Origin of the sequence: Azospirillum tabaci (assembly GCF_014596085.1) — a bacterium.
Lineage (GTDB): Bacteria > Pseudomonadota > Alphaproteobacteria > Azospirillales > Azospirillaceae > Azospirillum > Azospirillum tabaci.
On the sequence record NZ_JACCJY010000016.1, the window covers coordinates 116,043 to 135,957 of the forward strand.

Below are 19,915 nucleotides of genomic sequence, written 5' to 3' on the forward strand. Positions count from 1 at the left end.
GGAGGACATGGAACGGTATTACGGCTTCACGTCGAAGCTGTTGGCCGTTCTGGAGAACGACAGCCAAGTCAACAGCTTCATGCACCATGGCGTGCGGGTCTGGCCGCTTCTTCGCATCGTCCTGTATTTCCGCCTTCACGAGCATGTCCGGGAAATCGGAATGCAGTGGTTCGAGGGTTGGCTGTCCGAGCGACATCCGTGGGCAGCGTTCGCCGAGGCGGTCAATCACCGCTTCGCCGCCATCCTGGCCGACCAGCCGGAAAACCCGCCCTGCCCGGAAGACCGCTTCTTCCCGGCGGACGCCGCCCCCACCCGGAACGGCCGCCCGGTGCTGGTCTTCGCGGCCTCGCCAACCTTCCACACGCTGAACACGCCCGCCGGTGTCATCGAGCCGGTAATCGATCCCTGGATCGAGATCCTGGCGGAACACCGTCCCGTCCTCAAGGTCGAGATCGCGTCCGACGCCGCCCAGAACCTGCATCGCCGCAAGCATCCGTCGCTCCTGATCGTCCCATGGACGATGGAGACGGTGCGCCAGCGTGGACGCGACGCGGAGGTCGAGCACTTCATCCAGACCTTCATGGCCGCCCTGGCCTGCACGGTCGCCTTCGTCAATGAACGGTATGGCTTCGACCTTTACCATTTTGTCTCTCAAGACATGAGGACGATCGCCTATTCGACCATCATCAGAAAATTCATGTTCGACGACCTGCTGACGGCGCTTCAGCCGGAAGCCATTCTTTTCCAGAATTATTATGATACGGATCATATGGGGTTGATCTGGTCGGCGGCCGAGCGGGGCATTCCGACCTTGGAGATCCAGCACGGAGCGAACGGCCCCTTCCATCCGGCCTACAGCCTGTGGACGGTTGTTCCGGACGAAGGCTACCATCTGCTGCCCACGCATTTCGTGGTGTGGGGGCTTTCTTCCGCCCGCAACATCGATGCCCACTTCTCCCGGCGGCAGACGCGGCACCGCATCCTCGTCGGCGGGCGGCCGTCAGCCATGACAAGGGAGCCGTCGCCGATGCCGCCGGAAGAGGGAGCCGTCCTGAACGGCATCCGCAAGGCCTGCCGCAAAGTGGTGCTCGTCACTCTTCCGCCGGGGAACCTGATGAACGAGGGGCTGTCTCCATCCCTCGTCGACGCAATCCGGCGCGCACCCTCTGACTGGTTCTGGCTGATCCGCAGCCACCCGCTGGTGCCGGAGGACAGTCCCACCGGCTGGCGTGGCGCCGAAACCCGACTGCGCAGCGCCGGCATCACGAACACGGAATGCCGCGCCGCGACCAGAGCCCCGCTCGAACCGGTCATCGCGCTGAGCGACCACCATGTCTCCCAGCTCTCCAGCACCGGGCTCAACTGCCTGGAGGACGGGGTGCCGACAACCTACATCAATCCGTACAGCCTCAGCTTCTACAAAGACCTGATCGATGCCCGGCATGCGTATTTCGAAGCGACCCCGGACGGGATCATCGCTAGCATCGAGCAGGGGTGGAAGGGGCTGATCAGACCGAACCGCCTGCCAGTCGAGCCGGACGGCACGCTGGCCCACCGGGTGATCGGCGATGTCCTGAACCTGGGTGCCCACTCATGATGCCCTCCATCACGCTGCCCCGGCCGGGGGACGACGCCCGCCCGGTCGCTTGGCTCCTGACCCATGACGATCATGGCGGCGGACGGATTTTCTCCGTCGTGGAAGCGTTGCGCGCGCTCGGCTTCTTGGTGCGGGCCTTCCACCGTATCCGCTATCCCCATTCCATGGCCGACCCGACGCCGGTCATGACCCAGGACTTCCACGCCCGTACGGCCTACCATGTGACGGCGCAACCCTATGCGTTGGTGGAGTTCGCCAGCACACGGCGGATGCTGGATCCCCTCATCGCCCGGTGCGCCTCGGCGCCGCCGGACGGCGTGGTCCGACACTTCGATCTGGACGGCGGATGGACGGCAGAGGCCGCGGTGTGGGACGGCGGGCACGCCATACTCCTTGAACATCCCGACCACAACCCCGAGATCAGCCGCGTCTTCTGCCATCTCTCGTCCGGCGGGTGGCTGTTCCATTCGAACATGCCACCCGGCGCCGCGACACGGGCTGTCCTGCTCGCGAACATTCAGCGCTTCGCTGAGGATCTGGGCACGGCCGTGGTTCCGCCGCTCGATGCCATATGGGGTGTTGCGGCGGTGCCGGCGGCGTCGACCGCCGACGGCGGTCCCTGGTATGATCCGGAGACCCGATTCGGCGGCCTGGGCGGCGGCGCGTCCGCTTTCGCCCTGGTGCCGGTACAGCCCATCGATCTGGCTCCGTTCAACATGAGGGTGGCGCGGGGACTCTGGCCCGGCTACGAGCGTCGGCATTCCGCCTGCCTTAGCGCGCAGCACTTCGCCGCCGTGTCGCGGGAGCGGCCGGCGCTGATCTTCGTCGCCGATGCACCGCTCCTTCCGTTGGGTCTGGCCTTCAAGGAGCGTCTCGGCAGCCCGCTCGTCTACGACGCCCACGAGTGGTGGATGTGGCAGGAACGGACTTGGTGGCCGGACGCGCGGGACCGCATCGCCGCGTTCGACGATCTGGAGCGGGAGTTGTATCCGCGCGCCGACGCCCGCATCACGGTTGGCGAGGAACTGGCCGAAGCCATGGAAGCCCATCTGTCGGTGCCCTTCGCGCCGGTCTACATCTGCGCCGAGCTTCGGGCCGTCGAAACCTCGCCGAACGCTTCCTCTCCGGACTTCTGGACAGACCGCTACGGCGTCCCAGCCGGAACGCGGGTGTCCGTCTTCCTGGGCAACCTGACGCCCCTGCGCAACCTGGAAACCCTCATGGCAGCGACGCGGTGGCTGGCCGATGGCCAAGCGCTGGTTGTGATCGGCGACGGTCGCCAGCGGGCCGTCATGGAACGTGTCTTGAACACCGAAGGGCGGGCGGAGCGCGTGCTCTTTCTCGGCGACATGGCCTACGACGACATTGCACACCATCTTGCGCACGGCGACCTCGCCGTTCTGCCCTACATCGCGCTCAACCCTTACTACCGAACCTGGATGACGGCCAAATTCGCCGACTATTTCCAGGCCCGCCTTCCGATCCTTCTCGACGCGTCCATGAGGGGTTGCGCCCGCTTGGTGGAGCGCTACGGGATCGGCGCCGTGACCGACTGCTCCCGGGCGGAAAGCCTGGGAATGAGCCTCCGGCGCCTGCTTGCCGCGCCAGAGGAACTGGCATGCATGCGTGCGGGCTACGAGGCGACCGGCGACCTCTTCACGTTCCGTGGGCTGGTGTCGGACCTTCGCCGGGTCGTGGAACCACTGTGTTCCGTTCCGAACCCGGCTGAGAAGGCCTGAGGCGGCAAGGGCATTTTTTAGAGATTGTTCAGAGTTGCGGACGGATCATCGCCGTCACCAATCACGGGCCCCAGCCGTCACCGAGATGACCGAACCGATACCTCCCGCCCATCCTTCCTGCCTCGCCGTCATTCCGGCCCGCGGAGGCTCCAAGGGCATACCGAACAAGAACATCGTCCCGCTTTGCGGACTGCCTCTGATCGTGCACGCGATCCGGGCAGCCCTGGGCGCACGCGCGGTGTCCCGGCTGGTGGTCAGCACCGACAGCGACGCGATCGCGGCCATCGCCGCCGAGGCCGGCGCCGAGGTGGTGCGCCGCCCGGCGGACATCAGCGGGGACACGGCCAGTTCGGAAAGCGCGGTCCTGCACGTCCTCGACGTGCTGCGGGACGAGAAAGGGTACGACCCGGACTTGGTCGCCCTGGTCCAGTGCACCTCGCCGCTGATGCTGCCGGAAGACATCGACGGGACCATCGCGGCCCTGCTGAACGCCGCCGCCGACTGCGCCTTTTCCGCCGTCCCCTTCCACCATTTTCTGTGGCGCCACCTGCCCGACGGGCAGCTCCGCGGCATCAACCATACCTCCTCGGTCCGCGCGCGGCGCCAGGACCGGGAACCCGAATACCTGGAGAACGGTGCCGTCTATGTCATGCGGAAAGACGGCTTCCGCCGGGGCGGCCACCGCTTTTTCGGCCGGATCGCCCTCCATGTCGCCGACGCCGCGCGAAGCCTGGAGATCGACGAGCCGGACGACCTCATCCTGGCAGAAGCGCTGCTCTCCCGGCGCGGCGTGCGGGCATCATGATCATCGACCGGAACCTGCGGCGCTTCATCGTCTACGCCGAGGACAGCGTCCTGGAGGCGTTGCGCCGGATCAGCGACAACCGTTGCCGGATCATCTTCCTGCTCACGGAAAGTGGCCGGCTCGAAGGCGTGCTGACGGACGGTGACCTCCGGCGTTGGCTGGTAAGCCAGCCGTCCGTCAATCTCTCCATCCCGGCCAAGACGATCTCAAACAAAGACTTCGTGTTCGCCTTCTCGGATGATCCGCAGTCTTCCATTCTGGGCCTGTTCAACGATCGGGTGACGCATGTACCGATCGTCGACCGCCAAATGCATCTCTCGGGAGTCGCTTACCTCCAGGCCGACGGCATCCTGATCGGCCCCCACCGCATCGCCGATGAACTGCCCGCCTTCATCGTGGCAGAGATCGGAAACAACCACAACGGGGACCTGGATCTATGCCGGAAGCTGATCGATGCCGCAGCCTGGGCGGGCGCCGACTGCGCCAAGTTCCAGATGCGCAACCTGGGATCGCTGTACCGCAGCGCGGCACAGGCCGACGACCCGTCCGAGGATCTCGGCTCGCAATACACGCTGGACCTTCTGTCGCGCTTCAATCTGAGCAAGGAGGCATTGTTCGCGGCTTTCGACCACTGCCACAGCCGCAACATAATCCCACTTTGCACGCCCTGGGATGCCGAAAGCGTCGCCGCCCTGGAAGAATACGGGATGCCGGCCTACAAGGTGGCATCGGCGGACCTGACGAACATCGACCTGCTGCGCAGGGTCGCGCAGACCCGTAAGCCGATCCTGCTGTCGACCGGGATGTCCACCGACAAGGAAATCCGCGAAGCGGTCTCCGAGTTGCGTGCCTGCGGTGCACGCTTCGTCCTGCTCCATTGCAACTCGACCTATCCAGCCCCCTTCCGCGACATCAATCTCCGCTACATGGAGCGCCTGCGCGGCATCGGACAATGCCCGGTCGGCTATTCCGGCCATGAGCGCGGTTACAACGTGGCCGTCGCCGCGGTGGCGCAAGGGGCGCGTGTCATCGAGAAGCATTTGACGCTCGACCGCTCCATGGAAGGGAACGACCACAAGGTCAGTCTGCTTCCGGCCGAGTTCGCGGCGATGGTGAAAGCGATCCGCGAAGTGGAGCAGGCGTTGGGCTCAGCCGGCGAACGGAAACTGACCCAGGGCGAGATCATGAACCGTGAGGTTCTGGCGAAGAGCCTGATCGCCGCGCGTGACATCGCGGCCGGCGAGATCATCACGTCCGATTCCATCGACGTCAAGAGCCCCGGGCGCGGGTTGCAGCCAAACCACCGCAACCGCCTGATGGGCCGGCCGGCCATCCGCCCGATCCGTCGGGGCGACTTCTTCTATCCCAGCGACCTTGGCGAGAAGGGGGCTGCGCCGCGGCAATACCGGTTCCGCCGTCCCTGGGGCGTGCCGGTGCGGTATCACGACCACCAGGAGATCCTGTCCAGGGTCACCCCGGACTTCCTCGAATATCATCTGAGCTATAAGGATCTGGATATCGCGCTGGGCGACTATTTCGACCGGCCGCTCGACACTGGTCTGGTGGTGCACGCACCGGAGCTGTTCGCCCACGACCATATCCTGGATCTGTGCTCGCCCGACGAGGCCTACAGACTCCGCTCCATCGAGGAAATGCGGCGTGTGATTGCCGTAACCCGCGCCCTCCAGGGCTTCCACAGACGCACACAAAGGCCGCTAATCGTCACCAACCTTGGGGGCTTCACAGACGAGGAACCGCTCAGCACCGCTGAACGGGAGAAGCGTTACGAGCTCTTGCAGGACAGCCTTGGCCGCCTGGACGCAAGCGGCGTCGAGATCATTGCCCAGACCATGCCGCCGTTTCCCTGGCATTTTGGCGGACAGCGCCTCCACAACCTGTTCGTCGACCCTCAGGAAATCGTAGAATTCTGTTTGAGCACTATGAATTTCAGGATTTGCCTGGATATTTCCCATTCAAAACTGGCGTGTAACCATTTCAAATGGTCCTTCGGGCGGTTCGTCGCGACGGTAGCGCCATACATTGCGCACCTTCACATCGTCGACGCGCGAGGAGTCGATGGCGAAGGACTGCAGATCGGAGAGGGTGATGTGGACTTCGCGGCCCTTGCCGACCAGCTCGATCAGCTTGCTCCCCATGCCAGCTTCATCCCGGAAATTTGGCAGGGACACAAAAACGCCGGTGAGGGATTCTGGATTGCTCTGGACCGGCTCGAGCAGTTTTTTTAAACTTTAGCGGACGTAAATCAATAAAAACTCGCTTCTCAACACGTGATTTGAAGCGTTACATGTTTAAAGAAGGGAGAAATTCATGTGTGGTATTGCGGGAATTGCTTCTCTCAGCGGTGTTCCCGTAGAGCGGCATGAGGTGGAGCGCATGACCGCGATGCTGCGGCATCGCGGTCCGGACGGCGATGGCCTTCACATCGAGAACGGGATCGGCCTCGGTCACACGCGTCTGTCCGTCCTGGACGTCTCTGAGTCCGGCGCGCAGCCCATGGCCCTGTGCAACAACCGTTACTGGGTCACCTTCAACGGTGAAATCTACAACTTCATCGAACTGCGGGACGAACTCCGGCAAAGCGGTTGGACCTTCGCCACGGAAACCGACACGGAGGTGATCCTCGCCGCCTTCGCCCAATGGGGACCCGCATGCCAGATGAAGTTCAACGGCATGTGGGCCTTTGCTATCTGGGACCGGCAGGAACAGCTGCTCTTTCTGTCACGCGACCGGTTCGGCGTTAAACCGCTGCACTACACCGTGGGACGGGATTACCTTGCCTTCGCGTCCGAGATGAAGGCGTTTCTTCCCCTGCCATGGTTCGATCCCAGTTTCGATCCATCCATGGTCGCCCTGGCCATTTCCAATCAGACGCGTGTCGAGGGCACCGAGATGTGCCTGCTCCGTGACGTGCACCGCCTGCCGGCGGGCCATCACCTCGTCGTCCGCGCGGGTTCCCCACCCAAGCTGGAGCGGTGGTGGAGGACGCTGGACCATCTGGTCGCGGTTCCGGACACCCTGGCGGAACAAGCCGAACAGCTGCGGGAGTTGCTGCTGAACGCCTGCGCGCTTCGTCTGCGCAGCGACGTGCCGGTCGGAACCGCGCTCAGCGGCGGCATGGACTCCAGTTCCGTCCATGTCGCGCTGGTCGAAGCAGCGCGGGCGCGACGGGCGGGCGGGCGAGCCTCCCAAGACTGGCAGCGCGCCTTTGTGGCGGATTTCCCGGGAAGCGTCCAGGACGAGCGCGCCTATGCCGAGGAGGTCGTCCGGCACGTCGGCACATCGGCCCACATCTGCACCATGCGGACCGAAGATGTCGCGGCGGCGGTCGAGCAGGCGATCTACGCCTATGAGGACATCCAGGCAAACCATACGCCGGTGTGGATGCTCTATCGGGCCTACCGCGAGGCCGGCGTCGTGGTCTCGCTGGATGGCCATGGGGGTGACGAGCTGTTTCTCGGCTACCATCACCACCTGCCCACCGCCATCGAAACCGCGCCGAACTCGCAGACCCTGGTAGAGCGCATCCGCATCCGCCACGAACTCAACGCTCCCGGCTTCAATCAGGCTTACGGCGGCTTCGGCCTGACCCACGAGATGTTCATACGCCAGGAGCAGGCCAATCCCCCCTTCGCCGGCCGCACCGAGGATGCCGAGCGCTACGCCCCCTGCGACCGGCTGACCCGCCAGAGCTACGCGGACTTTCACAACCATATCCTGCCGACCATCCTGCGCAACTTCGACCGCGCCTCCATGGCGCACGGCGTGGAAGTCCGGGCCCCGTTCCTCGACTGGAGGCTGGTCTGCTTCGCCTTTTCCCTACCTTCCTCCGCGAAGATAGGCAAAGGCTTCACCAAGCTGGTTCTGCGCGAAGCGATGCGCGGCCTCCTCCCGGAAAGCGTCCGAACCCGCAAGTCCAAACTCGGCTTCGTTTCGCCGACCCAGGAGTGGGTCACGGGGCCGCTGAAAAGTTGGCTAACCGACACCTTGCGGTCGCAGGAATTCCTGGAATCATCGATCTGGGACGGCCGGGCCTTGGCGGACGTTATCGAATATTTCCTGTCGCAGAACGAGCCGCGGGCCGCCAATTTCGTCTGGACCTACCTGCATGCTACCCGCATTATGTCTCTCTTCCAGAAAGAGGCCGCATCGGCGCGGCAATCCTTGGCCAATCTTCACCCTGCTTGACCTGGTCGGATCGCTTCCAAACCGGCCGCTCTTTCCGCTTCCCGGCCATGATCCATTCCTATAAACGCTCGAACGAGAACTCTTAATGTCAAAGAACTTTACTGGAAGCGGAAGGCTATTTACGATTCTGCAATAATGTGCGACCAAGATCGCAGCCACTTTTTCCAGTGAGTGCTCCCAGCGATGCCGCTCCCGAAACCTCTTGGTTTTGCTCTTGTTGGCTGCGGCCGCATTGCCCGCAAGCATGCCGAATTGCTGTCCAACGGCCAGATCGCCGATGCCCGGCTGGTCGCCGTCTGCGATACGGCGCCGGAACGGGCCAAAGCCTATGGAGACGCCTACAACGTCCCGGCCTTCACCGGCGCGGAGGCGATGATGGCTGCCATAGGCGATGCGATCGACGTCGTGTCGATTCTCACGCCCAGCGGCAATCACGCGCCGATGTGCATCGCGCTCGCCCCCCATGGGAAGCACATCGTGGTCGAGAAGCCGATGGCTTTGACGCTCGACGACGCGGAGGCGATGATTCGCGCCTGCGATCTGGCACGGGTGAAGCTGTTCGTGGTCAAGCAGAACCGCTTCAATCCCCCGGTCATGAAAATGCGGGAAGCGTTCGAAGCCGGACGCTTCGGGCGGATCGCCATGGGCTCGGTGCGCGTTCGCTGGCGGCGCGATCAACGCTACTACGACCAGGATGCGTGGCGTGGAACCTGGGCGGACGACGGCGGTGTCTTCGCCAACCAGGCGAGCCACCACATCGACCTTCTGGAATGGTTTCTCGGCGAACCGGAAAGCGTGTACGCGACCGCGCGAACCGCCTTCGTGGACATTGAAACCGAAGACACCGGGGTCGCGGTGATCCGTTTCCGCAACGGCGCCATAGGCATCGTAGAGGCGACGACGGCAGCGCGCCCCAAGGATCTGGAAGGATCCCTGTCGCTGCTGGGCGAGCATGGAACGGTCGAGATCGCCGGCTTTGCCGTGAATGAAGTCCGTACTTGGCAATTCGCCAACGCAAGCGCGGAAGATGCGGAGGTTTTCGAGCGCTACCAAACCATGCCGCCGGACGTCTACGGCTTCGGCCACAGGACCTATCTGAATCATGTGGTCGATTGCATCCGGAACGACGCGAAGGCGCTCGTGGACGGGCTGGAAGGCCGGAAGTCGCTTGAGCTGATCTCTGCCATCTACGAATCGATCTTCAGCGGTCAGGAAGTGCGCCTGCGCTTCCGCCCTCAGCACAGCCGCCTCGGCCTCCGCCGATGACCGAAATCTCCATCCCGCTCGTCAATCTCCACCGTCAGTTCCTTGAGGTGAAGGACGAGATCGAGCGCGGCATCGCCGCTGTCCTTGCGTCCCAGAAATTCATCAAGGGCCCCGCCGTTCGTTCGTTCGAGACGGCTTGGCTTGCCGCGATCGGCGCCCGCCACGGCAGTGGATGCAGCAACGGAACGGCCGCCCTGTCGATCGCACTGGAGGCGTTGGGCATCGGCCCCGGCGACGAGGTTGTCACCAGCGCCCACACCTTCTTCGCCACCGGAGAAGCGATTCGCCATGTCGGCGCCACACCGGTTTTCGCGGACATCGAGCGGGCCTCCTACACCCTGGATCCCACGGCCGTGGAAGCCGCCATCACCCCGCGGACACGGGCCATTCTTCCAGTCCATATCTATGGCGCGGCCGCGGACATGGACACACTGTCGGCCATCGCTGCCCGGCATGGGCTGAAGGTGGTCGAGGACGCCGCGCAGGCCCATCTCGCCACCCTGAACGGACGGTTCCTGGGAGCGCTCGGAGACGCCGGCTGCTTCAGTTTCTACCCCGGCAAGAATCTGGGGGCCTACGGCGATGCCGGCTTCATCGTCGTGCGCGACGCCACGGTCGTGGACCGCGTGTCGCGCCTAATCGACCACGGCCGGCGTTCCAAATACGTGCACGACATCGTTGGCTACAACCATCGCATGGACGATCTCCAGGCGGCAGTCCTCGAAGCCAAGCTGGCCCATCTGCCCGCCTGGACCACGCGGCGCCGGTCGCTCGCCGCGCTCTATGACGAGCGCCTGAAAGCCCATGGCTTCAAGGTGCTGGAGCCGAGGGCAGGGTCCCTGCCGGCCTATCATCTCTACGTCGTCGAGACGTCAAACCGCGAGGATGCCATGGAGGCGATGCGCCGCCAGGGCATCGACACCGGTGTGCATTACCCGGTGCCCCTGCACCGGCAGCCGGCCTTCGACGGACTGGGCTACGGCACCGGCAGCCTGCCGGTGACGGAAACGGCGGCAGACCGGGTGATGAGCCTGCCCCTGTGCGGTTCCCTCACCGAGGACGAGGCTCACCGCGTCTGCGACGCGTTCCTGGGGACAGCCCGTCCCTGACACAGCAAGCCTTCCCCGATACTCTATCCGTAACGCCATGGACCCGATGCCAGGGAAAGAAGACCGTCCGGCCACACCCCGCCTTCAGAACCCGATCGCCGAACGGCTGGCCTCCTTGGGGGTCATCGACCGCGACGCGGTGATTCCTTATCACCCCCGCGTCCGCGACCGCGACGACGTCACCGTTCTCCGGTGCACACGGTCGGGCGTCATCTTCCTGGCGCGCACTGATCACATGAATCTCGCACACTACGAGGGCAAGGACGGCGCCTTCGCGGTCCAGGACGGCGACAGCGTTCTCACGCCAGCAGAACTGGACGACAGCGCCCGGCGCGCCGCGGATTTCGGCGCTTTCATCCGGGGGCGCCGCTGGCTGGACGTCGGCTGCGGACGGGGCGGCGTCCTCGATCGTCTCCACTCCGATGCCCGGGAGGCCGTCGGTGTCGAACCGAACGCGACCCAGCGCGGCGCGGCGACACGGCGGGGCCTTCATGTGGTTGGCTCCCTGACCAAGTTGGGAGACCGCCGCTTCGATACGATCACCCTGTTCCACGTGTTCGAGCATCTGCTGGAGCCGGAACGAATGTTGGCGGATCTGAGGGCACGGCTGGCGCCGGACGGACAACTCGTCATCGAAGTGCCCCACGCACGCGACGCGCTGCTCGATCTGTACGATTGCGAGGCATTCCGCCGCTTCACCCTATGGAGCGAGCATCTCGTCCTGCACACGCGCGAGAGCCTGGAAGCGCTCGTGCGCGCAGCCGGGTACACCGACGTGACCATCACCGGGTATCAGCGCTATCCCGTCGCAAATCATCTGCATTGGCTTCGGCACGGGCGTCCGGGCGGGCACGCGCTGTGGAGCGAGCTTGCCGGCGAGGCCTTGCACAACGCCTATGCCGCGACGCTGGACGCACTCGATCGGACCGACACGCTGGTCGCCCACGTGCGCCTTCAAGGGTAGTGCCCGCAAGGACGCTATTCTGGGCGATCAGCCGACCACCATGTAGGACGGCGTGGCAGCGAAGGGAAAACGCCGGACGCCCCCACCATCGGCCCACATACCGGCGAAACAGGCGTCGATGGCCGCGGTTTCGCCCGGAAACACTCCGTAATTATCCAAGAGAACGACGCCGTTCCGCGACATGCGCGGATAGAGATGCTCAAGCACGATGCGCGCCGGTTCGAGGACGTCGGTGTCGAGGTTCAGAAGGGCGATCTTGAGGCCAGGATTGCGCTCGACAAACGCCGGCACCGTTTCCAGAATATCGCCGGCAATCAACTCGACATTCCGGGCGCAGCCCTTGCGCTGCAGAACATCCATCAGCTGCCGGTCGGAAATGCTGCTTGCACCAGCGGCAGCGATGAATCCCGTCCGCAACATCTGATCGTCCGCATAACCCGTCTTGGGAAATTCCGCGAAGGTGTCGAACGCGATCATCCGCCGGGATTCGGCGCCCCCAAACATCTCGCGAAAGGCGGCGAAACGAACGAATGACGCTCCCTTGAACACGCCGCACTCAAGAATGACGCCGGGAACATCCCGTATCATCTTGAAGGCCTCATAATGCGCGATCGCCTTGGCGATCCGGCTCGGTTGGCAGGTCAAGTAGAAGTCATTCTCGTAAGCGAAGGCTTTCTCGAAATCAGGAAGGTCGATCATTGCATTCCCTTGTTGAACGCCGCCCGGCCGGCACGACACGCCCCGCCCGACACACGGCTCTGCCTCAGCCCTCGGCGACGAACAGGCGGTGACAATAGCGGAAATTTGAGATCCCTGCCCTGGCCAGCGTCCGGGCTATGGCAAAACGCGACCCCACGGATGCGATGAGGATCTGGTGTGTCGCCCGATGCAGCGGAACATATTGGCGAAGCGATTGTACCGGCAATCCGGCCTCCTCGCCAGACCGCTCCGTTTCAAGGAAGCCGACGACGTTGTCGTAGCCGCTCGCACGCAACATCTCCAGCAGCGTCCGGCCATGCACGCCCGCACCGTAGATGTGGATCGGGGCATCCTTCCGCAGAGTGGCCCGCAGGGCCGCCTCGTCCTCGATGCCGAGGAGCGCCGAATCAACCTTCAGGATCTCCTCGTCGATCGCACCGCAGGGCATGTCCGAATGCCACAACAGCCAGCCTATGACCACCTTGGCGTCGTAGGCTGACGGATAATCCATGAAGGCACGGGCGGGGCGGGCCATGATCTCTTGGAACTCTGCCTCCGAAAGGCCCAGCTTCTTCAGGACATACTGGGTCTGCCGATGGATTTCGGAGTCGGGAGCGGGGGGCAACTCCAGCCGCCGCAACGCCTCGCTTCGCGCCATTTGTCCGGACAGGACCAAGCTGGCCAGATGGGCGCGCCGCTTGTCATACCCATGCCGGCGCGGCAGGAGCGCATTCTGGAAAAACACCGTGAACCGCGATTCGCCATGCTTGCCCTCATAGCGCCGGAACGCGTATTCCCGCTCCAGGAAGGCGGTCGCCTCCTCCTTGACATAGGGGATGAAGTTGAGCGGCGACAGCGTTTCCAGCCGCAGATCCGCTGGATAGCCCCAGGTGATGGCGGTCGCCTCCATAAAGCTCAGCAATGGGTAGGTCCGCAAGGGGCGATCGCCGAACAACCTGTTGATGGCCTGGATCTGGACGGCGTCGAGGTTGTCGTACCCCCAGACGCGGGGCAGCACGCTTTCCGTCGCGCGGTTGAAGCCGTTGATCAGATAGCGGATGCCGTGAGCCTGCGCCACCCGGAATAGGCTGGCGAAGATCGCGTGATCCTGGGGAACGTCTTGATTGGCAACCCCCGAGCGGAGAAAGGCCAATTGCAGGCTCCGCATCTCCTGCCAATCGATGACTTCGGTGTGCAGGTCGAGGTCAAGCTTGCGCAGGACCATCTCGATGTTGCGCTGGGCCAGATCCGTGTTCCAGCCTGTGTCGACATGCACCGCCAGCGGACGCAATCCCTGCGTCACCACCCAATGCAAAAGGTAGGTGCTGTCCACCCCACCACTGAGCCCCACGATGCAATCGTAGTCCTGCCCGGCCCCCGCCGCCCGGATTTCTGCAATCTTGCGCGGAAGGATACCGTGCGGGTCCTCGCCGAGGCGGCCTTCGTGGACCACCGCACGGTCGAACCCATGGCAATAGCTGCAAACGCCGGCCGAGTCGAAGCGGATGTGCGTGTCGGAGGTGTCCATCACGCAACGCACGCAGATTTGGTAATTGGAGACGCCGGGCGTCGTTATGGTCATGGTGCGTCTTCTCCCGAGAGATGGTCAAGAACCGGCGCCATCATCGGCCATGCAGGAAGGGCAACCTGCAAGCTGGCATCACGGCCGTCGCTTGCGCCCCCGCATCGAAAACCGCGTTGGCCATGCCGGCGTTGTCCCGCCGGAAGCGCATCAGCCAGTCCGCACGGGTTGTGTCGGCGGGTCTCCAGCCATTCAGCACCTTCTCTTCGAGCAGGACGGCCGCGGCACCCGGATCCGGCGGCAGCCGAAGCACGAGGTCGCCGGGCAATTCATCGGAGAAAGCTGTCGGATTGCCGCACACCGCCACGGCCGGTGCGCACGCCAGGCTTTTCACCAGCGCGGCTTCGATGGGAGCGGACCAGAGCGAGGGAACCAGCGTCATGGCGGAGCGAGCCACCGCATCGGCCAGCCCGTTGTCCCAGCGGGCGGGCTGAAAAACCGCATTCCCAGGTGGATCGCAAGCGAGCGGCACCCCGAATGGAAACAGGAAACGCAGGCGCGGCGCATGTCGCGCTACCTCCACGCTCCACCGCGCGCCTTTGGCCGGATGGTCGGTACCATGGAACACCACGGTGTGCGCGTCATCCGGGGCTGGCGGGGGGCCGGGAGAAGCCGGGGCAAGCAAACGCCCGAGTTCCTCGGTCCACATGCCGATGACCGGAATGGGAACCGCCTCACCGAACTGCGACCTCGCCAACGCGGCCTGCCGGGCATTCTGGGCAAGCAGCCGCACGCGCCCCGCCCGGACGAGCGGCCGCAGCCGGTCGATCCACGCCACGGCGTCGGGGTTGGACACCGGAAACGGAAGGCAGCCGTTGGCCTCTGCCCACTCCGTCGCACCGCCCAGGCAGGCCGTGCAGGCCCCCGTTTCCCCGGTCCGGTGGTTGTAGCTGCGAACGCAGAAAAAGCTGGAGTCCAGCAGGTAGAGCAGCGGCGGCCGGGCGCTCCGTTCGATCACGGACAGCGTGCGGGCAAACCCGATGAGTTGGGGGTGGAACAACAGGACCGGCACGCCGGAGAGAAGTGCTGCATCGAGATCTGAGTCGTCGGACACCGGCCCCGGCTTCAGCCAGGAAACACGGCGGCCCCCGTACTGCGCAGCGGCAACGATCCCGGCAAGCGCGGCCCCGGCTCCCCCTTCGCCCGGATTGACTCCGGTGACGACCAGGAGGTCGGTCATGGAACCGGCGGGGTGCGGCGCCACGGAAATGGGCGCCATGCACCGCGTGGCGGCGATTCGGGCCAGAGCATCGGCGACGGCCGGGTCGCCGGGCCGCTCCCCGGCCAGCCGCCGCAACTCCGCCTCGGCCCCGTCCAGATCGCCGAGGCCCGCTGCTGCGGCGGCAAGAGCGCCCCTCAGGGCCAAGTCCGTGGAGTGGGCGGCCGCCCGGCACAGATGCCCGAACGCGGCCATGGGGCGCCCGGCCGCAAGCGCGCCGAGGCCGCTTGCCGTGTGATCGGAACCACTGCCCCCCCACGTGCGCGCACCGTTGGCGGCGCGCGCCAAGGCACGACGCAGCATCGCGTCGAATTCCTCCGCCCGCCGCTCCATGGAATGTTCCACAAGGCAGCGCCTCTGCCCCGCCCGGGCGATCGCCTCCCGGTCTTCCGGATGGTCCAGGTAATGGCGGATTTTGTCGTGCAGTTCGTAACCGTCGCGGAACACCTCGATTTCACGACCCGGTTCGAACAGCGCCCGCACGCCCGGCCCATCCTCCGTCAGCAGGAAACTGCCGGTTCCGACGGTCTCGACCATCCGCATATTCTGGCCGGCCTGCTCGGCAGAATCGATGTGAACGTTGAAGACGATGCGGCCACTGCGCAGGAAGCGGTGCATGGCGACGCCCCACACCGGCCCCCCATCATGCATGTGGACGGCGGCCGGCAGGTCGTCCGGCGCACCGCACAGAAGACGATAGCGAACGCCGACCTCCCGCGACCACCGCAACGGCAGCTTGCCCACGGACGTCAGCCGCCGAAGCCGCGTCCGGTGGTCGGGCGACACTTGGCCGGCGAAGACGACGTCCCAAGCCTTCGGCTCTTCAGCGACCGCTTCGGCTATCCAAGATGGAAAGCCCGGCCGGAAACGCTCGGTGGTGTGGGCGCCATGCTCCAGGGCTTGACGGGCAAAGCCATCGTCACTGGACAGCATGACGTCGTACTCGGAAAAGTCGGCATCCGTGGGAATCGGCGCAGCACGCCAGCCGACGACGAGGCGGGGTTTCCACGACAGCGCACGGAGGAAGCGGCTGTCGAACATGATCGGATCGACGATGTACAGGACATCCGGACGAGCATCCTCAATGCGCCGGGCGGTCAGCGCGATCAGGTCCTGGCGTGAAAACGGCGGCGTCAGCGCCCGGTCGATCGCCCAGCGGGCCTGCTCCTGCCAAGCGTTGGCGATCAGGAGATCCGCCTCGTATCCGTGACGTCCAAGCCAGGGCGCCAGGATGTGCGCGGCACTGAAGCCGTCAGCCAGCAGGGCGTTCCGCTGCTTCTCCGGAGCAGCGGCCCTCAGCCACGGTTGCGCGCGATAGAACGTGCGCAGGTACTCGTCATAGAAGGTGTTGATCTGCAACAGCTTCATGAGGCCCACCGCAGACGGTCGAGGCGCTCCCCCTCCACGAAGAGCAGCCGCCACAGGACGAGGTTCATGCGTGTCCAATGCCGCAGCACGCCGTCCCAATCCTCGCTCGTCCAGGTTCCGGCTTCGCTCCGGTCCAGAATCTCCCGCCGCAGGACGGGACCGTCCCACCACGGGCTTTCCAACCACAGCGGATGGTCCAGCACTGTGCGGATGAGAGGACGCAAAGCGCCGTTGAACCAAGTCACCATCGGGCTGTTAAACCCCAGCTTGGAGCGGCGGCGACGCACGGCCTCCGGCATGATCCCCGCCATGGCATCCCGCAGGATGCGCTTGGTGTAGCCGCCGCCGACCTTGGCGGCAGGCGGCAGGCCGAATGCAAAGCACACGAGGCGCCAGTCCAGCAGGGGCATGCGGACCTCGACGCCATGCGCCATGGAGCAACGGTCGAAATTGCGCAGGATGGCCGGCAGCGGATCGACATGCACCGCGCGGTACAGGTTGTCATTGACCACGCCCATTGGCCAGTCGAGGAACCAGTGATAGCCACACAGCAGCTCGTCGCCGCCATGGCCGTCCAGCGACACCGTGATGTTGCGACGGCGCATTTCCCGGTAAAGGCTCCACATGGGAACGGCGATGGTGCTCCACACGTCTTCCATGGCCCAGATGCTGTCGAGAACATCCGAGAGGGCACCCTGCGGTTCGAAGGCCCAGTAATGCGGCGTGATGCCGCCGCCGGCAACGACGGCGTCCGCATAGGGGCGCTCGTCGAGTTCCGTGCCGGGGAAGGTCGCGACAAAGGCGTGCACGTCGCTCCCGGTCTCCTTGCGCAGCATGGCCATCACGGACGCAATCGCGCCGGAGTCGACGCCGCCGCTGAGGCTTGCCCCAACCGGCCGGTCGCTTCGCAGCCGCAGGCGCACAGCGTCGACCAGCAGGGCACGGAAAGCCTCCACCTGCTCCTCGTAGCGTTCCGGGACAGCCGGAACATGGTCGCGGGTTTCCCACCAGCGCGTGACCCGCAGGGTTTTGTCCGGCTCGACGACCATGGCGTGGCCAGGCATCAGTCGCAGGACACCCGCCATCAGCGTCCGCGGCCCTTCTCCCTCCGCAGCGTTCAACCCATCCAGGGTGGCGGCCGCCTGCTCCCCGTCCAGCGCCCGGGTGAACCCGTCGAGGCTGGCGAACGCCTTGAGTTCCGAGGCGAAGACGAACCGTTCGTCGTCCTGCGTGTAGTACAGGGGCTTGATGCCGAACCGGTCGCGCGCCAGCACCAAGCGATGCTCCTGCCGGTCCCAGATCGCGAACGCCCACATTCCGTTGAAACGCGGCAGGCAATCCAGCCCCCACTGGTCGAAGGCGGCGACCACGACCTCCGTGTCCGTAGCCGTCCGGAAGCGGTGCCCCGCAGCCTGCAGCACGCTTCGAAGTTCAAGGTAGTTGTAAATTTCGCCGTTATAGACGATCCAATAACGCTGCCCGTCCTCGCCGCCGTACCCCATGGGATTGCGGCCGGCATCGGACAGGTCGAGAATGGCCAAGCGGCGGTGCCCCAGCCCGACCGGCCCTTCCAGCCAGAGCCCTTGCCCGTCCGGGCCACGATGAGCCATGGCATCAGTCAGGCGAGACAAGGCGCCGCGATCGGCCGGCTGGGTACGATGAAGGAAGCCTGCGATAGCGCACATGGACAGGACCGACTCAGGCCATCAGGAAAAAGGGGCTGCGGGGGCAATCGCCGAGGGACAAAATTGCAGAAACGAATCCTATGCCCCCTTATTGCTTAACTTTATATTAAAATGAACTTTCTGCCGGTTCGTTCCTATGAATTCCATCATGCATTCCATGCCGCTCAACGAAAATGAAATCGAAATGTAACTGCTCACGGGGCTGGCGAAATGGGTTGCGCCACCTCGTTGAATATGAGTCAACGTCCGAATGGAAAAACCGCCGCGCCACCGCCTGAGTGATGCTGAGAAGGACGCCCTGCTTTTTGAGCAGGCGGCGTTGATCGAGCGGTTGGCGGCGCGGATCACGGAACTCGAGGCGCTGGTCGGCAAGCCGCGCAAGACGTCGTCGAACTCCCACATGCCGCCGTCACAGGATGGCCTCGGTCGCCCCGGCTCGAAGGCGGCGGCCAAGCGTCGGCGTAAGCCGCGGCCATCCCGTCCCGGTGTGTCGCGTCCGCTGAGCGAGGAGCCGGACAAGGCGGAGCGCCGGTTTGCCGAGTCCTGCCCGCATTGCGGGATGGTGGTGTCGGCGATGTTCCAGCGCTGCCGGCATCGCTACGATCACATCGACCTTCCGGTCATCCGCCCGGTGGTGACACGGGTGGAACTGTTCGGCGGTCGCTGCGGCGGCTGCGAGCGGCGCTACCGGGCCGGGAATCCACTCGTTGCTGGCCTACCTTCACCACAGCCATCACGTCGGCTTCGAGCGGCTGTCGCGGATGCTGAAGGAACTGTTCGGGCTGACCATCTCCGAAGGCGCCATCGCCAACAGCTTCTGGCGGATGGGGGCAGCGTTCGGCACGGCCCGCGCAGCGATCAAGGCCAAGCTGTTGACGGCGCCGGTCATCGCATCGGACCAAACCACCACGCGGGTGAACGGCGCCACCCAGTGGCAGTGGGTCCTCCATTCCGACAAGGGCGTGCTGCACGATATCGTCTCCAGCCGGGCTCGGAGCGTGGCGGAACAGCTTCTCGGCGATTATCGGCCGGAGATCTGGGTGTCGGACCGCTACGCCAGGCAGCAGGAGTTGGCCCACCTTCATCAGGTCTGCCTCGCCCATGTCCTGCGCGACGTCCAGTACGCCATCGACTGCGGCGACACCGTCGTCGCTCCCAAAATCCGCGACCATCTGCGCTGGGCCATCCGCATCGGCAAGCGACGCCCCAGCTTGAAGGACAGCACGTTCGCCGCCTATGCCGCCAGGGCTGGCCACGGGCTCAATGCCCTGCTCGGCGTTCCCGCCGCCCATCCAGCCGGACGCGACCTGCAGCGCCAGATCAAGGCGTGGCGCGGCAAGTTCTTCGTATTCCTCGCCGACCGCCGCGTCCCGCCCACCAACAACGCCAGCGAACAGGAAATCCGACCCTTCGTCATCTTCCGCAAGGTCACGGACGGGTTCCGATCAAGCTGGGGGCTGGGGATCCATGCCGGTTATCGATCTGTCACCGGAACCGCCCGCTTGCAAGGCCAGTCCGCCTGGAACGCCATCCGCGTCCTCGTAGATGGCACTTTTGCCGTCGCCTGAACACCAGCGTTGCCAGCCACGTAAGAAATTACATCGAAATATTCTCCTGAATGTTTTGGCACAGAAGAAAAATATCTTTCCGGGGAGAAAACGACCTTGCTTTCTCGA

At 64.7% G+C, this 19,915-nt stretch carries 12 protein-coding genes and 1 pseudogene; 9 read left to right on the forward strand and 4 right to left on the reverse strand.

Annotated elements, in window-relative coordinates:
* Positions 1-7: 7 nt before the first annotated feature.
* The 8 genes from H0B54_RS15690 (at position 8) to H0B54_RS15725 (ending at position 11,686) form a co-directional block, all read left to right on the forward strand.
* The gene (locus H0B54_RS15690; RefSeq protein WP_188261098.1) at positions 8-1,597 is read left to right on the forward strand and encodes a hypothetical protein; all 1,590 of its coding nucleotides are present in this window, start codon (positions 8-10) and stop codon (positions 1,595-1,597) included.
* Positions 1,594-3,336, forward strand: a complete 1,743-nt coding sequence (locus H0B54_RS15695) for a glycosyltransferase (protein ID WP_188261099.1) — start codon at positions 1,594-1,596, stop codon at positions 3,334-3,336. The genes H0B54_RS15690 and H0B54_RS15695 overlap by 4 nt, the downstream gene beginning before the upstream one ends.
* An 85-nt stretch (positions 3,337-3,421) precedes the next feature.
* Complete coding sequence (locus H0B54_RS15700) at positions 3,422-4,141, forward strand: acylneuraminate cytidylyltransferase family protein (RefSeq protein WP_188261100.1); 720 nt, start codon at positions 3,422-3,424, stop codon at positions 4,139-4,141.
* Positions 4,138-6,387, forward strand: a complete 2,250-nt coding sequence (locus H0B54_RS15705) for an N-acetylneuraminate synthase family protein (RefSeq protein ID WP_188261101.1) — start codon at positions 4,138-4,140, stop codon at positions 6,385-6,387. The genes H0B54_RS15700 and H0B54_RS15705 overlap by 4 nt, the downstream gene beginning before the upstream one ends.
* A gap of 82 nt (positions 6,388-6,469) precedes the next feature.
* Positions 6,470-8,347 (forward strand): asparagine synthase (glutamine-hydrolyzing), encoded by a 1,878-nt coding sequence (asnB, locus tag H0B54_RS15710; RefSeq protein ID WP_188261102.1) that lies wholly within the window; start codon positions 6,470-6,472, stop codon positions 8,345-8,347.
* Between the two features lie 183 nt (positions 8,348-8,530).
* Entirely contained in the window at positions 8,531-9,613 is a 1,083-nt protein-coding gene (locus H0B54_RS15715; RefSeq protein ID WP_188261103.1) for a Gfo/Idh/MocA family protein, read from the forward strand.
* Positions 9,610-10,722, forward strand: a complete 1,113-nt coding sequence (locus H0B54_RS15720; RefSeq protein ID WP_188261104.1) for a DegT/DnrJ/EryC1/StrS family aminotransferase — start codon at positions 9,610-9,612, stop codon at positions 10,720-10,722. The genes H0B54_RS15715 and H0B54_RS15720 overlap by 4 nt, the downstream gene beginning before the upstream one ends.
* Positions 10,723-10,768: 46 nt before the next feature.
* Positions 10,769-11,686 (forward strand): class I SAM-dependent methyltransferase, encoded by a 918-nt coding sequence (locus H0B54_RS15725; RefSeq protein ID WP_211109393.1) that lies wholly within the window; start codon positions 10,769-10,771, stop codon positions 11,684-11,686.
* Positions 11,687-11,713: 27 nt separating this feature from the next.
* On the opposite strand, the gene H0B54_RS15730 is transcribed toward H0B54_RS15725, so the two are convergent.
* The 4 genes from H0B54_RS15730 to asnB (H0B54_RS15745) all read right to left on the reverse strand — a co-directional run bounded on the left by H0B54_RS15730 (position 11,714) and on the right by asnB (H0B54_RS15745) (position 18,239).
* Positions 11,714-12,385, reverse strand: a complete 672-nt coding sequence (locus tag H0B54_RS15730) for a TylF/MycF/NovP-related O-methyltransferase (protein ID WP_188261106.1) — start codon at positions 12,383-12,385, stop codon at positions 11,714-11,716.
* A gap of 64 nt (positions 12,386-12,449) precedes the next feature.
* A complete protein-coding gene (locus tag H0B54_RS15735) occupies positions 12,450-13,967 on the reverse strand; it encodes an N-acetyl sugar amidotransferase (RefSeq protein ID WP_188261107.1) in 1,518 nt (505 codons plus the stop codon).
* Between the two features lie 40 nt (positions 13,968-14,007).
* Positions 14,008-16,554, reverse strand: coding sequence for a glycosyltransferase (locus H0B54_RS15740; RefSeq protein ID WP_188261108.1), 2,547 nt, complete (start codon positions 16,552-16,554; stop codon positions 14,008-14,010).
* Positions 16,551-18,239 (reverse strand): asparagine synthase (glutamine-hydrolyzing), encoded by a 1,689-nt coding sequence (gene asnB / locus H0B54_RS15745; protein WP_188261109.1) that lies wholly within the window; start codon positions 18,237-18,239, stop codon positions 16,551-16,553. The genes H0B54_RS15740 and asnB (H0B54_RS15745) overlap by 4 nt, the downstream gene beginning before the upstream one ends.
* Positions 18,240-18,489: 250 nt before the next feature.
* Between asnB (H0B54_RS15745) and tnpC the strand changes: the two are divergent.
* Positions 18,490-19,807: pseudogene (gene tnpC / locus H0B54_RS15750) on the forward strand (IS66 family transposase).
* The last annotated feature ends 108 nt before the right edge of the window (positions 19,808-19,915 follow it).

Excerpts from the sequence above, each read along its gene's own strand:
- H0B54_RS15690 (WP_188261098.1), top strand. The coding sequence starts at position 8 with ATGGAACGGTATTACGGCTTCACGTCGAAGCTGTTGGCCGTTCTGGAG.
- H0B54_RS15695 (WP_188261099.1), top strand. The coding sequence starts at position 1,594 with ATGATGCCCTCCATCACGCTGCCCCGGCCGGGGGACGACGCCCGCCCG.
- H0B54_RS15700 (WP_188261100.1), top strand. The coding sequence starts at position 3,422 with ATGACCGAACCGATACCTCCCGCCCATCCTTCCTGCCTCGCCGTCATT.
- H0B54_RS15705 (WP_188261101.1), top strand. The coding sequence starts at position 4,138 with ATGATCATCGACCGGAACCTGCGGCGCTTCATCGTCTACGCCGAGGAC.
- asnB (WP_188261102.1), top strand. The coding sequence starts at position 6,470 with ATGTGTGGTATTGCGGGAATTGCTTCTCTCAGCGGTGTTCCCGTAGAG.
- H0B54_RS15715 (WP_188261103.1), top strand. The coding sequence starts at position 8,531 with ATGCCGCTCCCGAAACCTCTTGGTTTTGCTCTTGTTGGCTGCGGCCGC.
- H0B54_RS15720 (WP_188261104.1), top strand. The coding sequence starts at position 9,610 with ATGACCGAAATCTCCATCCCGCTCGTCAATCTCCACCGTCAGTTCCTT.
- H0B54_RS15725 (WP_211109393.1), top strand. The coding sequence starts at position 10,769 with ATGCCAGGGAAAGAAGACCGTCCGGCCACACCCCGCCTTCAGAACCCG.
- H0B54_RS15730 (WP_188261106.1), bottom strand. The coding sequence starts at position 12,385 with ATGATCGACCTTCCTGATTTCGAGAAAGCCTTCGCTTACGAGAATGAC.
- H0B54_RS15735 (WP_188261107.1), bottom strand. The coding sequence starts at position 13,967 with ATGACCATAACGACGCCCGGCGTCTCCAATTACCAAATCTGCGTGCGT.
- H0B54_RS15740 (WP_188261108.1), bottom strand. The coding sequence starts at position 16,554 with ATGAAGCTGTTGCAGATCAACACCTTCTATGACGAGTACCTGCGCACG.
- asnB (WP_188261109.1), bottom strand. The coding sequence starts at position 18,239 with ATGTGCGCTATCGCAGGCTTCCTTCATCGTACCCAGCCGGCCGATCGC.